This window comes from Synechococcus sp. KORDI-100 (genome assembly GCF_000737535.1).
In the GTDB taxonomy this organism is placed as follows: domain Bacteria; phylum Cyanobacteriota; class Cyanobacteriia; order PCC-6307; family Cyanobiaceae; genus Parasynechococcus.
In genome coordinates this window covers 1,192,835-1,207,241 of the sequence record NZ_CP006269.1, presented here as the reverse complement: position 1 = coordinate 1,207,241, position 14,407 = coordinate 1,192,835, and the positions used below count along the sequence as shown (strand labels likewise).

Annotated in this window: 10 protein-coding genes; 7 read left to right on the top strand and 3 right to left on the bottom strand. The window is 60.7% G+C overall.

The annotated features are described in order from the left end of the window. Positions 1 to 81: 81 nt before the first annotated feature. Genes carB through KR100_RS06105 form a run of 3 tightly spaced genes read left to right on the top strand, consistent with a single transcriptional unit; the run spans position 82 to position 5,555 of the window. A complete protein-coding gene (gene carB, locus KR100_RS06115; protein ID WP_038544074.1) occupies positions 82 to 3,405 on the top strand; it encodes a carbamoyl-phosphate synthase large subunit in 3,324 nt (1,107 codons plus the stop codon). A 48-nt stretch (positions 3,406 to 3,453) separates the two neighbouring features. Then, the gene (locus KR100_RS06110) at positions 3,454 to 4,125 is read left to right on the top strand and encodes a DUF3386 domain-containing protein (protein ID WP_038544072.1); all 672 of its coding nucleotides are present in this window, start codon (positions 3,454 to 3,456) and stop codon (positions 4,123 to 4,125) included. Between the two features lie 59 nt (positions 4,126 to 4,184). Continuing rightward, positions 4,185 to 5,555: a sodium:alanine symporter family protein gene (locus tag KR100_RS06105; RefSeq protein WP_038548106.1), complete on the top strand. Its 1,371-nt coding sequence runs from the start codon at positions 4,185 to 4,187 to the stop codon at positions 5,553 to 5,555. A 5-nt stretch (positions 5,556 to 5,560) separates the two neighbouring features. Here the strand turns inward: KR100_RS06105 and KR100_RS06100 are convergent, their stop codons facing one another. Continuing rightward, complete coding sequence (locus tag KR100_RS06100; RefSeq protein WP_038544070.1) at positions 5,561 to 5,800, bottom strand: DUF6447 family protein; 240 nt, start codon at positions 5,798 to 5,800, stop codon at positions 5,561 to 5,563. A 50-nt stretch (positions 5,801 to 5,850) separates the two neighbouring features. Then, positions 5,851 to 7,596, bottom strand: a complete 1,746-nt coding sequence (locus KR100_RS06095; protein WP_038544068.1) for an ABC transporter ATP-binding protein — start codon at positions 7,594 to 7,596, stop codon at positions 5,851 to 5,853. Positions 7,597 to 7,635: 39 nt separating this feature from the next. Between KR100_RS06095 and KR100_RS06090 the strand changes: the two genes are divergently transcribed. Genes KR100_RS06090 through KR100_RS06075 form a run of 4 tightly spaced genes read left to right on the top strand, consistent with a single transcriptional unit; the run spans position 7,636 to position 10,387 of the window. Next, positions 7,636 to 7,833, top strand: a complete 198-nt coding sequence (locus tag KR100_RS06090) for an RNA-binding S4 domain-containing protein (protein WP_038544066.1) — start codon at positions 7,636 to 7,638, stop codon at positions 7,831 to 7,833. Between the two features lie 31 nt (positions 7,834 to 7,864). After that, positions 7,865 to 8,596, top strand: coding sequence for a triose-phosphate isomerase (tpiA, locus tag KR100_RS06085; RefSeq protein ID WP_038544065.1), 732 nt, complete (start codon positions 7,865 to 7,867; stop codon positions 8,594 to 8,596). A 4-nt stretch (positions 8,597 to 8,600) separates the two neighbouring features. Next, positions 8,601 to 9,419, top strand: coding sequence for a dihydropteroate synthase (folP, locus tag KR100_RS06080; RefSeq protein WP_156097938.1), 819 nt, complete (start codon positions 8,601 to 8,603; stop codon positions 9,417 to 9,419). Then, positions 9,416 to 10,387, top strand: a complete 972-nt coding sequence (locus KR100_RS06075) for a GlcNAc-transferase family protein (RefSeq protein WP_038544063.1) — start codon at positions 9,416 to 9,418, stop codon at positions 10,385 to 10,387. The genes folP and KR100_RS06075 overlap by 4 nt, the downstream gene beginning before the upstream one ends. A 4-nt stretch (positions 10,388 to 10,391) precedes the next feature. On the opposite strand, the gene KR100_RS06070 is transcribed toward KR100_RS06075, so the two are convergent. Further along, positions 10,392 to 14,402, bottom strand: coding sequence for a magnesium chelatase subunit H (locus KR100_RS06070; protein ID WP_038548100.1), 4,011 nt, complete (start codon positions 14,400 to 14,402; stop codon positions 10,392 to 10,394). Positions 14,403 to 14,407: the final 5 nt, after the last annotated feature.

Here is a 14,407-nt window from a genome sequence, read left to right as displayed (position 1 = left end):
CTCCGGCGTCAAAACGCCCCGACCCGGCTGCCCGCGCTGCTGCGTGGGAAGCTGAATGGGTTAGGCCGTTCCTCCAAGCCCATGCCCCGGCGGACCGATCTGCGTCGCATTCTTCTGCTGGGATCAGGTCCGATCGTGATCGGCCAGGCCTGCGAATTCGACTATTCAGGGACCCAGGCCTGCAAGGCCCTGAGATCCGAAGGGTTCGAAGTGATTCTCGTCAACTCGAATCCGGCGTCGATCATGACCGACCCCGGCATGGCCGACCGCACCTACATCGAACCGCTCACACCCGATGTGGTCACTCGGGTGATCGAGATCGAGCGACCCGATGCCCTGTTGCCCACGATGGGTGGTCAGACCGCCCTGAACCTGGCGGTGACACTGGCGGAGAACGGCACTCTGGAACGCTTCGGTGTGGAGCTGATCGGAGCCGATCTGCAGGCGATTCGGAAGGCGGAGGATCGCCTGCTGTTCAAGCAGGCGATGGAACGGATCGGGGTTCGGGTCTGCCCGTCCGGAATCGCTTCAACCCTCGAAGAAGCAGAGGCGGTCGGCGCCGCGATCGGCAGCTTTCCCCGCATCATTCGCCCGGCCTTCACCCTCGGCGGCAGCGGCGGTGGCATCGCCTACAACCCGGAGGAGTATGCCGCCATCTGCAAGAGCGGCCTTGAGGCGAGTCCGGTCTCGCAGATTCTGATCGAGCAGTCCCTTCTGGGCTGGAAGGAATTTGAGCTGGAGGTGATGCGCGATCTCGCAGACAACGTGGTGATCGTCTGCAGCATTGAAAACCTGGACCCGATGGGAGTGCACACGGGTGACTCGATTACCGTGGCACCGGCTCAGACGCTCACCGATCGCGAATATCAGCGCCTGCGTGATCAGTCGATCGCGATCATCCGTGAAATCGGCGTCGCCACTGGCGGCAGCAACATTCAGTTCGCCATCAACCCAGCGGACGGCGACGTGGTGGTGATCGAAATGAACCCGAGGGTGAGTCGATCATCCGCTCTCGCCAGCAAGGCCACCGGCTTCCCCATCGCCAAGATCGCCGCCCGTCTCGCCGTCGGCTACACCCTCGACGAAATCATCAACGACATCACAGGCAAGACACCGGCATGCTTCGAGCCGACCATCGATTACGTGGTCACGAAGATTCCACGCTTCGCCTTCGAGAAGTTCCGCGGAAGTCCAGCGGTCCTCACCACCTCCATGAAATCCGTGGGGGAGGCGATGGCCATCGGTCGTTGCTTCGAGGAGTCATTCCAGAAAGCTCTGCGTTCCCTCGAGACCGGCCTCTCAGGCTGGGGAGCGGATCGGCAGGAACCTGATTTCAGCGACAGCGAGATCGATCGACGCCTGCGCACCGCTTCACCGGAGCGCATCCTTACCGTGCGGACAGCGATGGTGCGTGGCCGAAGCGACAGCACCATCCACCATCTGAGCGGTATCGACCCCTGGTTCCTGGCCAAACTGCGAGGGTTGATCACTGTTGAACAGGATCTGCTGCACAACAGCAGCCTTGAGGATCTCGACGTCGAGGCACTCTTCACCCTCAAACAGCTTGGTTACTCCGATCGCCAGATCGGCTGGGCCACTAACAGCGATGAACTCGATGTGCGGCGTCACCGGCACGGACTCGGCGTCCGAGCGGTGTTCAAAACCGTTGACACCTGTGCGGCCGAATTCGCCTCGACAACGCCCTATCACTACTCAACCTACGAACGTCCGCTGCAGCGCCTCGACGCTAATGGAGGTCTCATCGACCTTGCTCTCTCCAACGAGGTCGCACCCCCCCAGGAGGGACAGAAGATGATGATCCTCGGAGGCGGCCCGAATCGCATCGGTCAGGGCATCGAGTTCGATTACTGCTGCTGCCATGCATCCTTCGCAGCGCAGGAGCAGGGCATCACCACGGTGATGGTGAACAGCAATCCCGAAACGGTCTCCACCGACTACGACACCAGCGACACCCTTTACTTCGAACCGCTCACCCTTGAGGACGTTCTCAACGTCGTGGAAGCGGAGCAACCGGATGGTCTCCTGGTGCAGTTCGGCGGGCAGACACCCCTGAAACTCGCCATCCCGCTGATGCGCTGGCTGGACAGTGAAGATGGCAAAGCCACCGGAAGCAGCATCTGGGGAACCTCTCCGGAATCCATCGATCGCGCCGAGGACCGCGAACAGTTCGAAGCCATTCTCAGCGAACTCGACATCCGTCAGCCCCGCCATGGACTGGCCCGAAGCGAAGAGGAAGCTCGCCGGGTCGCCGAAGGCGTGGGCTATCCGGTGGTGGTGCGCCCCTCCTACGTCCTGGGAGGTCGGGCCATGGAAGTGGTTTTTGATCAGGACGAGCTAAATCGCTACATGCAGGAAGCGGTTCAGGTGGAGCCTGATCACCCGGTGTTGATCGACCAGTACCTGGAGAACGCCACGGAAGTGGATGTCGATGCTCTCTGTGATGTCAACGGTGAGGTCGTGATCGGCGGATTGATGGAGCACATCGAGCCTGCCGGCATTCATTCGGGAGACTCGGCCTGTTGTCTTCCCTCTGTCTCCCTTGGGGAGGAGGCCCTCAGCACAATCCGCAGCTGGAGCCGGGGTCTCGCCCTGGCACTCCAGGTGAGGGGACTGATCAACTTGCAGTTCGCCGTTCAACGGGATGGCGAAGGCAAGGAGGTTGTTTACATCATCGAAGCGAATCCCCGCGCTTCCCGTACCGTTCCCTTTGTTGCCAAGGCGACCGGTCGACCGCTGGCGCGGATCGCCACTCGCCTGATGGCAGGAGAGACCCTCAGCGAGGTCGGCCTCACCGAGGAGCCAAAGCCTCCCTGGCAGACCATCAAAGAAGCTGTTCTGCCCTTCCGGCGCTTTCCGGGATCAGACACGGTGCTGGGGCCCGAGATGCGCTCCACAGGCGAAGTGATGGGTTCGGCCAGCAGTTTCGGGATGGCCTATGCCAAAGCGGAACTGGGGGCTGGAGAGGCCCTGCCCACGGAGGGCACGGTGTTCCTCTCCACCCATGACCGCGACAAACAGGCCCTGGTGCCGGTCGCTGCACGGCTGATCGAGCTGGGCTTCAAGCTGATCGCCACCAGTGGAACGTCCCAGGCGCTCCATCAGGCGGGGCTGGCTGTTCAGCCAGTGCTCAAAGTCCATGAAGGGCGCCCCAACATCGAAGATATGATCCGCTCCAACCAGGTGCAGCTGGTGATCAACACACCCATCGGCCGACAGGCAGCCCACGACGACAAGTACCTGCGACGGGCCGCTCTTGATTACGCGGTCCCGACCGTGACCACCCTGGCTGGCGCGCGGGCAGCTGTCGAAGCCATCACGGCACTGCAGGATCAACCAAGCCTCAGCATCAACGCCCTCCAGGACATTCATGCCGCATCCAGGTAACAGCTGACTCGACTGAATCTGTAGTGTGATTCTTTCGGCCGGAACCTAGTGACCGTCTCCGCTTCCGCTCCAGTCACCCCCGGCAGTGACTGCCGCGATTCCTTCCGCAGGGCCTACGAGAACCGCTACACCTGGGCACCGGGTTTCGGTGGCTACCGCGGGCGCTGCATCTGGGAGCAGGGGGACCGCCGCGAAGAGGGAACGTTCCAGGTCGGAGCGGATCTGAAGGCGTCGGTTGAGGGCATTGACGATGCAGAGGTTCTCAAAGCGATGAACTCCCAGCTTTGGGAGGTCGCGATTCATCGTGTTCGCCGCAGCTTCGAGCAGACCCACGGTGAGAACACGTTCATTGCCGGCGATACGGATTCGGTGGGTACCGAAATCATTGTTGGCGGCAAGGGAGAGGGGGACCGCTACCGCATCAAGGATGACGTGGTGACCATGGTCCACCGTCACATCCATGGCACGGTCGTGACGATTTACACCACCGATGTCACCGACACGGGCGCGGGCTACCTCAGCCACACCTACACAAGTCAATACGCCGACCCCGCGACGGGCGACGCCCGGGGTGGCCGCAACAGCTTCAGGGACACCTTCGCTCCTCTGCCTGGGGATGGTCCCTGGGTGCTGAGCGAGCGGGTCGTGACCACCGAAGCCCACGGCCACACCCCCGCCGGCAGCCAAACCTTCCGCTTCGAAAATCTCGAAGCCCTTTGATTTGGATTGCCCTTGATCGATGCCTGTGACACCATCTCCAAACGTTTTTGATTTTGGGGATGGAGGGCTTCGACAGCGCGGTCAGTGAGATCAACGGGCCGATCAACAGCCTGGTGTGGGGGTGGCCCACGGTCGGCCTGATCGCCATCACGGGCGTGGTTCTGATGCTTGGGCTGCGTTTCATGCCGATTCAACGGCTGCCGTACGGCGTGCGGATGCTGCTGGAGCCAACGGATGGCCGCAACGAGGGCGAGATCTCTCCGTTCCAGGCCCTGATGACATCACTGTCAGCGACCATCGGCACCGGCAACATCGCCGGTGTTGCCGGTGCGATCGCTGTCGGCGGCCCCGGTGCCGTGTTCTGGATGTGGGTGATCGCCATTTTCGGCATCGCCACCAAATACGCCGAAGCTCTGCTGGCTGTTCATTTCCGCGAAACCGACGACCAGGGCAACCATGTGGGAGGCCCGATGTATTACATCCGGAACGGTCTCGGTCAGGGCTGGAGCTGGCTGGCTGGTCTGTTCGCCGTTTTCGGCATGCTCGCGGGCTTTGGCATCGGCAACGGCGTTCAGGTGTTTGAAGTGTCCTCAGCCCTCGAGACCGCCGGTGTTCCAAGGGTGATCACAGGCGTGGTTCTCGGCGTTCTGGTCTTCGCCGTCATCATCGGCGGCATCAAGCGGATTGCCCTGGCCGCCTCCGCGATCGTGCCGTTGATGTCGCTGCTCTACGTGGCGGCATGCATCGTGGTGCTTCTCATCAACATCACCAGCGTTCCGGACGCCATCGGAATGATCTTCGGCAATGCCTTCAGTGGGGAAGCCGCAGCGGGTGGAGCGTTCGGTCAGGTGGTGCTGATGGGGTTCAAACGGGGCATCTTCTCCAATGAGGCCGGCCTGGGCAGCGCGCCCATCGCCCACGCTGCCGCCAACACCCACGATCCCGTTCGTCAGGGCACCGTGGCGATGCTGGGCACCTTCATCGACACCCTGATCATCTGCACGATGACCGCCCTGGTGATCATCACCACCACGGGCGATGCCCTGATCAACGGCACTAATGAGCTGAGCGGCTCAAACCTCTCGATAGCAGCCTTCAACAGCGGCCTTCCAGGCAGTGGAATCGTGGTGACGATCGGCCTCGTGGTCTTCGCCTTCACAACCGTTCTCGGCTGGAGTTTCTACGGAGAACGCTGCACCGCCTACCTGTTCGGCACCGGGGCCATCCTGCCGTTCCGGCTCCTCTGGGTCGCCATGGTGGTCTTCGCATCGATCGCCGGAACCAGTGGCTCTGTCTGGGGAGTGGCTGACACCCTCAATGGTCTGATGGCCCTTCCGAATCTGGTGGCCTTGCTGCTCCTTTCAGGAACGGTGTTCCGCCTCTCCAGGGAGTACCGCTTCAAGAGCGCAGGAGAGGCGGACCCGAATTAGTTCAATCAGGCCTGGCCGTCTGGAATCGGAGCCACGGACTGCAGCTTTTCGTTCAGCTGCATCGCCATGCTCTGACGACCGACGGCCAGCACCTTGAGAGTGTCCTCATGCATGCGCAGCTGAGCATCAGCCACCTGCATGCCACGCACCAACTCCTTGAGCTCATCGGGGAGCGTGTTGAGGTCGTACCGCTTGCCTTCGAAGGTCAACACGGGATTTGGATTGTTGGCTGCGGAGTCAGTCATCGTTCGTCGCCGGGGATGGATCGAGACCGGCGCGCTGATCGTAGTGGCGCTCAGCGATTCTGCAGATCCCTGATGAATTGCCTTTCGCAAAGCTCCCTGTAGCGGCCGCCGCGTTGCATCAAGGCGTCATGACTGCCTCGATCCACAATGGCCCCCTTTTCGAGAACCACAATCTGATCGGCTTCCTGAACGGTGGCCAGACGATGGGCGATCACGAGCACGGTGCGTCCTGACATGGCCTGCCTGAGGCCGAGCTGCACCGCAGCCTCGGCCTCAGCATCGAGAGCACTGGTGGCTTCATCGAGCAGTAGCAGCGCCGGGTTACCGAGGACCGCCCTGGCAATGGCGATTCGCTGGAGTTGCCCTCCGGAGACGTTGCTTCCCCGTTCTTCCAAGAGGGTGTCGTAGCCGCGGGGGAGGCTCTGAATGAACCCATCAGCATTGGCCAAGCGGGCCGCCTCCATCACATCGGCGTCGCTGGCGCGACGACCGAAACGGATGGCCTCAGCGATGCTGCCGGAAAAGACTGTGGTGCGCTGGGGCACAAGAGCCACCTTTCGGCGCAGATCCCGTGCCCGCAGGACGCTCAGATCGTTTCCATCGAGGAGGATCCGACCCTGCTGAGCGGTGTTGAAGCGCAACAGCAGCGAAAAAAGGGTGCTCTTACCGGCACCGGATGGACCGACCAATGCCAGAACCTGACCGGCTTTCACCTCGAGATTGAGATGTTGCAGCACGGGTTGCGCGGGGTCATAGCCGAAGCAGACATCCTCGAGAACCAAATCACCTCGTACGACGCCGAGCGCAACGGCATCAGCTGGATCAGCAGGTTCCTGGGGCTCCCGTTCGATCTGGCGGAGCCGTTTCAGGGACGCTTGTCCCTGCTGGAACTCGTTGAAGTTGTTGGTCACATGGGCAATGGGATCGATCAACACCACCAGACCGGTGAGGTAACTGCTCAGACCGGCAATGGACAGATCACCGCTCTCGATCCGCCAGGCCGCCAGCGCCAGCACCGAGAACAGTCCAACCACTTCGATCATCCCGACGACAGGATGCTGAAGAGCAACCAGGTTGTAGGTGCGGTGTCGCGCCTGACGGTGCTGATCGATTTCCCGTTCGAACCGATGCTGGAGCCAGGGCTCTGCCGCGAAGGCCCGCACGAGAGGGAGACCTTCGATCGCCTCACCGAGAAGTCCGGCGAGCTCGCTCACCTTTTTCTGACTTCGCTCCGTGGCCGCCATGACACGGGCCCCGAACAGACCGACCAGCCAGACGATCAGGGGGGCGAGAAGCACGATGCTCGCCGTGAGCTTCCAGTCAAGCCAGAGCATGTAACCCAGCACAGCGAGAAGCTGCAGGGCGCTCGGCACCGTGTCGTGAATGCTCTTGTACAGCACTTCGCTGACACGGTCGGCATCCTCGGTCAGTCGATAGGTGAGATCTCCAGCGGAGAGTTTTTCCAACGCCCCGAGTTCTACGGTCTGAAGCGTGCGGAAAAGATCACTGCGCAGCGTCTGACTCACCTGCAGAGCCGGTCCGGCCAGAAGTGAATCCTGGCCGAACTGGGCCAGCTTCTGAACTGCGAAGATCACGACCCCCTGACCGATCAGTAGCAACACCCTGGGCAGGTCCCTGGACGACAGGGACGGGAACAGCTCACCGGCCAGATTGAGCAGAAGCAGGAAGCTGCCGACATACAGCAACATGCAGGCCAGGCCTGCGATCAGCTGTCGCAGATGGGGACGCAACAGCGGCAGCAGACGCCGGAAGCCAGCCTGTGAGGGAGAAAGCATCCCGGCACAGTATCAATGGGATCCCGGTGCTCCACAGCGATGAAGCTCGATCAATTCCTCAAATGGTTGGGCTGGGTCGCCACCGGCGGCGAAGCCAAACACCACATTCAGTCCGGGGCCGTCAGCGTCAATGGCGTTGTCGAGACACGCCGCGGCCGACAGCTCCAGCCCGGCGATCGGGTCAACCTCGCCGGGGAGGAAGCGATCGTCGAGGACGGCACTTCGGCAACCCCTTAAGTTGGCCGGCAGTTCTGCTGAGGTTTGAGGCGTGCGCAGACGGGTGATCGCCGGCAACTGGAAGATGCACATGACCTGCTCCCAGGCCAGGGACTACATGTCTGCGTTCCTACCTCTGGTCGCCGACACACCGGACGATCGGGAGATCGTTCTGGCGCCTCCCTTCACCGCCATCTCGACGATGGCGGATCTGGCGTCTGGCAGTTCGGTGGAACTCTCCAGTCAGAACGTCCATTGGCAGGATCACGGAGCCTTCACGGCGGAGATCTCAGCCGAGATGCTGCTGGAGCACAAGGTCAAGTACACGATTGTTGGGCACAGCGAACCTCGCAAATACTTTTCAGAGAGCGACGAACAGATCAACCACCGTGCCAGAGCTGCCCAGTCCCATGGCCTGATTCCGATCGTCTGCGTTGGGGAAAGCGATGAACAGCGCGAACGCGGCGAGGCCGAACGGGTGATCCGGCGTCAGATCGAACAGGGTCTGGAGGGTCTGGATCCCAACAAACTGGTCGTTGCCTATGAACCGATCTGGGCCATCGGCACCGGCAAAACATGTGAATCACCTGAAGCCAATCGCATCTGTGGTTTGGTCCGCAGTTGGGTGGGTGCCACCGATCTGGTGATCCAGTACGGCGGCTCCGTGAAACCGGGGAACATCGATGAACTGATGTCGATGAGTGACATCGATGGGGTGCTTGTGGGAGGGGCATCGCTCAAGCCGGACGGCTTTGCCCGCATTGCCAACTATCAGGAGGTCTGACGCGATGCGCTGGCCAGAGGGCTGGCGTCAGCGCACCGCCGTGATGGGTGTGATCAACATCACGCCGGACTCCTTCAGCGATGGTGGTCGCTTCCTGCGGCGAGATCGCGCCGTCGCGGAGGCCGCCTTGCAGCTTCAGCTCGGCGCCGATGTTCTCGATCTGGGAGCCCAGAGCACCAGACCCGGTGCAGACGAGGTGGGAGCCGAGGAGGAGTTGAAGCGACTCATGCCTCCACTTCGTGAGATCCGGAGTCGGTTTCCAGCAGCGTTGATCTCCGTCGACACCTTCCTCGCCCCGGTGGCGGAGGCCGCTCTCGCCGCCGGGGCCGACTGGGTGAACGATGTCAGTGGCGGACGTCGTGACCCAGCCATGCTCCCGTTGGTGGCCTCAGCCGGATGTCCTGTCGTGCTGATGCACAGCCGTGGCAACAGCCGCACCATGGATCAGCTCACGGATTACGACGATGTCGTTGAGCAGGTGCGCCATGGCCTGATGGAACGCACGGAGGTGGCTCTGGCAGCAGGGGTTCCAGCCAAAGCCATCATCTGGGATCCAGGCCTGGGCTTCGCCAAGACCCATGAGCAGAACCTGGCCTTGTTGAAAGGTCTTGAGCAGCTCAACCAGGAGGGATTCCCTCTGCTGATCGGCCCATCCCGGAAGCGCTTCATCGGTGCTGTCCTTGATGAACCAAGACCACGCGCCAGGGTCTGGGGGACCGCCGCGGTGGCCTGTCGTTGTGCCCAGGCGGGAGCAGCTGTGCTGCGGGTTCACGATGTCGGGCCGATCCGCCAGACCCTCTCCATGGCAGCTGTTCTGTGGTGAGGCCGTCGATCTTCATTCAGATCGCGGCCTATCGCGATCCGGATCTACCGGCAACGCTCGAGAATCTGCTCACGATGGCGAAGGATCCCGATCGGCTGAATATCGGCCTTTGCCTGCAACTGGACGACACGGATCCCCCGCACTGGGATCCGTCGGCCTTCCCCGATCATCAGCAGCTTTCAATGGTCCGCTTCGCGGCCCAGGAGAGCCAGGGGGCCTGCTGGGCCCGACACCAGGCTCAGCAGTTCTTCGCGAATGAAACCTTTCTGCTCCAGATCGACAGTCATATGCGCGCGGTTCGCAACTGGGACGAGCTGTTGATCCAAACCTGGAGGGAATGCCAGGACCCGATGGCCGTGCTCAGCGTGTACCCGAACGGGTTCCAACCACCGTGCACGCTGCACTGCGAGAGCCTTCCGGTGATGGCTGCCCAACAGTTTGATGACTACGGCATCCTCAAATTTCAGGGCATCAGCCGTTACCGCCTGCCTCAACAGCAACCTGAACAACCCATCCCCAATGCCTTTGTGGCTGGAGGCTTTTTGTTTGGGCCTGGGGGAATCGTCAACCTGGTGCCCTACGACCCCAAACTTTATTTCTACGGTGAAGAGATTTCACTGTCGGCGCGGCTCTGGACCCACGGCTTCAACATCTACTGTCCCCATCGCCTTCTCCTGTTTCACCTCTACAAATCAAACAGTGGAGACGGTGATCGATCAGCGCAACACTGGGCAGACAACGACGGCTGGTTCAAGCTGAACCGTCGGTCCCTCGTGCGGGTGCATGCTCTGCTCGGCAGCATTGATCAGTCACCCCTGGATCGACTCAATCCCTCCATGGAAGACGTGGACGATCTGCATCACTACTGGCTTGGTGCAGAACGAAGTCTGGACGAGTACCAGCAATGGGCCGGGGTGAATTTCAAAGACCGAACGATCAGCGATCACGCCCTGGACGGCCGGTTCTGACCCATCAGCCGGTGGTGACCCCCTCAATGCGATCTTCCACCTCCTGATAGAGCTCCTGGAGTTGCTGGATGTTGTCGTCTGACGTTTCCCAATAACCCCGTCCGTTGACCTCAAGAAGCGTGCCGACGATGCGCCGGAAGCTGTGGGGGTTGAGATCCATCAGACGCTTGCGCATCTCAGGGTCGTTGATGAACGTCTCGTTCGCCTCCTCATAGACGAAGTTGTCGACGGCACCACTGGTGGCGCTCCAACCGAGGGTGAAGTTGAGGCGTTTGGCAACCTCTCTCACACCCTCATAGCCGGAATCCAGCATGCCTTCGTACCACTTGGGATTCAACAGCTTGGTGCGGGAATCGAGGCGAATGGTTTCACTCAGAGAGCGAACCTGGGCATTGGCCGTTGTGGTGTCCGCAATGAAGCTGGTGGGTTCCTTGCCGTCATCACGAAGACCCTTGATCAACTTAGTGGGATCGGAGTCGAAGTAATGACTGACATCCGTAAGTGAAATCTCGGCGGAATCGAGATTCTGGAAGGTGACATCTGCCGTTTTCATGACATTTTCGAACACCTCCCGCTTTTGATTCATCTCGCCGGGATTGTCAGCATTGAAGGCGAAGGTCTTCCGTGAGAGATACATCTCCTGAAGTTCTCCTTCCTCCTCCCAACTGCTGTTTTCCACCGCAAGATTCACATTTGAGCTGTAGCTGCCGCTGGCATTGGAAAACACCCGGCAGGCGGCGTCCCGCAGATTGGTGCCCTCTTTTGCTGCCTGTTCGAGCGCATGTCGGCGCACGAAGTTCTCCTCGAGTGGCTCTTCGGCCTCGGCCGCCATCTTCACAGCCTGGTCAATCAGTGCCATCTGATTGATGAACAGATCACGGAAGACTCCCGAACAGTTCACCACCACATCGATCCGGGGACGCCCAAGCTCCTCAAGAGGAATCAGCTCGAGCTTGTTCACGCGGCCGACGGAATCCGGCATGGGTTTCACACCCACAAACCAGAGAATCTGCGCCAGGGATTCACCGTAGGTTTTGATGTTGTCGGTACCCCAGAGAACGCAGGCGATGGTTTCAGGCCAGGTGCCCTGTTCCTCACGCTGACGTTCGATCAGTTTGTCCACCACGCCCTTGGCCGCGGCCACGGCAGCGCGGGTCGGAATCGCCTGCGGGTCAAGGGCATGTATGTTCTTTCCGCTGGGTAAGACGCCGGGATTGCGAATCGGATCGCCACCCGGGCCCGGCAGCACGTATTCACCATCGAGAGCTCTCAACAGGCTCTCCATCTCCATGTCTGCGCAGACCTGCTCGAGACAGAAGCGCAGATAGACGAACAATTTATCGAGCTCAACGGAGTCGATCTGGGTAAAGCCTGCAGAGCAGCAGGCGCGCAACCAAGGGGAAGGCAGCTGCAGGCCGAAGCGGCTCAGCAGGTCGTAGAGCCAGCCAAAACTGTTGCGGAGAGTGACTCTTCCGTCGCGTCCCGTCAAAGAGCGCACCATGGCTCCGATGGCTGCACGGGATGTCTCTGTGATGGTGCGATTCAGCTCCACATCGGCAAGAACACCTGAGTCGTTGCCCTGGTAAACATCGTCGATGGTGCGACCCATCGCCTCGGCCAACAGTCCAGGAAGGGAGCGCAATCCATCCTCGTCTCTTTCGAGAGCGGCGATGCTCACAAGGGTGGCGATGGCTTCTTCAGCCGTCGGCGGCTTGCCGATCGTGTGAAGACCGCAGGGGAGAAGACGGCTTTCGATCTCCATCAACTGGCGGTACACCGCGCCAACGAGGGCATCACGACCGTCAAGGTCCATGCCTGCGGCGTCCTGCTCCGGCAGATTCACGTCTTTGTCGAGATTGCACTGTCGCGCGGTTTCCACAATCGAGTTGACGATCTGCACGCCCCTGCCGCCTTCGCGTAGCTGCTGGTAGGAGCCCACCAACTCACCGAGTTCCTTCAGACCCTTGTAGAGACCGGAATTTTCTGCTGGTGGGGTGAGGTAGCTGATGGTGGAGGCGTAGCCACGACGTTTGGCGATGGTGGCTTCGGAAGGGTTATTGGCGGCGTAGTAGTAGAGGTTGGGAAGACCACCAATCAGGCTGTCGGGGTAGCAGGTCTCGCTCATGCCCATCTGCTTGCCAGGCATGAATTCCAACGAGCCATGGGTGCCGAAGTGGAGCACCGCATCGGCACCCCAGATCTTCTCGAGGTAGGTGTAATAGGCCGCAAAACCATGATGGGGACTGGCGCTGCGGGAGTACAGCAGACGCATCGGATCACCTTCGTAGCCGAAGGTGGGCTGAACACCAACAAACAGGTTGCCGAAGTGACGGCCAAAGACGAGAAGATTCTGACCATCGCTATTAAGGTTGCCCGGAGGCTTGCCCCAGTTCTCCTCGAGTCGTACGGAATAAGGGGTCAGACGCTCATATTCTTCAACGCTCATGCGATGGGCGATTGAGAGTTCCGGGGCACCCTGAAGTGCTTCGGGATCATTGATCACCGCATCCATCAGAGCCTTTGGCGTGCTGGGCAGATCCCTGATGTCGTAACCCTTGGCCTTCATCTCCTCCATCACTCGATGGATGGAGCCGAAGACATCGAGATAGGCAGCCGTTCCGACATTGCCTTTGTCCGGCGGAAAGCTGAACACCGTGATCGCCAGCTTTTTCTCCGCGCGGGGCTTGATTCGCAGCGACGACCAGCGGATGGCACGTTCAGCGATCGCATCCACCCGGTCCTGCAGGGTGTGAGCTTTTCCAGTGGCATCGTCGCGTCCGGAAAGAACGATCGGCTCGATCGCCCCATCCAGCTCGGGAATGGCAATCTGCAGGGCCACCTGGACGGGATGCAGACCCAGGTCGCTGTCCTCCCATTCCTGGGTGGTCTGAAACACCAGGGGCAGCGCCACCATGTAGGGGCGGTTGAGTTTCTTGAGGGACTCAATCGCCTTGGGGTGATCCTGGCGAGCGGGTCCTCCCACCAGGGCAAACCCGGTGAGGGAAACAATTCCATCGACCAGGGGCTGCTCGGGATTGATGGGGTCGTAGAAAAATGCATTCACCGGCTTGGAGAAATCCAGGCCGCCACAGAAAACGGGAATCACCCGCGCACCGCGGAACTCCAGTTCCTGAATCGTTGCCACGTAGTGGGCGTCATCGCCGGTCACGATGTGGCTGCGCTGCAGCACCAGCCCGATGACAGGGCCGCTGAGAGCCTTCTCGCTCAAATCGTGTCGACTGGCGGTCCAGTTCAGGTACTCCTTGAGGTCCTCGAACATCGATGGAGCCAGGGGGTGCCAGATCCCGAGATCCGGAAACACCTCAGGATCCGCCACATCCAGTGCCGGGCGCGCTGAACCCTCGGCAGCTGGGAAGACGTATTTGTCCGCCAGCATCAGCAGGAAGTTGCGGAGGTTATCCGGCGTGCCTCCCAGCCAGTACTGGAAGCTGAGCATGAAGCTGCGAGCATCCTGCGCCTTCTCCACGGGCAGATACTTGAGAACCGTCGGCAGCGTGTTCAGGAGCTTGAGCATGGCGTCCTGGAAGCCAGCCCCACCCGCCTCCTTTCGCTTCTTCATGAAGCCGGCGATCGCGCTCTTGCTCTGACCCAACTGGGCCATCGAAAAACTGCCGAGCTTGTTGAGGCGCATCACCTCCGGCATGGACGGGAAGACCACGGCGGCTTTGAGCTGATCGCGATGCGGCGCAACGGCATCCACGACCTTCTGAGCCAGATCTTCGATGAAGATCAACGAAGCAACGAAGACATCAGCCTGAGCGACATCCGCGCAGAAATCGGCGTAATTGCTGTCGTCGCGAAGTTCCTCGATCAAGTACCCGCTCAGCTCGATCCCGAGATCGCCACCGGCAGCGTTGAGAGCGGTAGCCGCCTGGGTCAACGCGTTTTGGTACTGCGGCTCAAGAACCACGTAAACCGCTTTCATCACGGAACGATGGTTTTGACCCTCAGCAGGAGCAACTCGGCGATCGGCGGAGCGGACCTGCGTGAACATCGGCG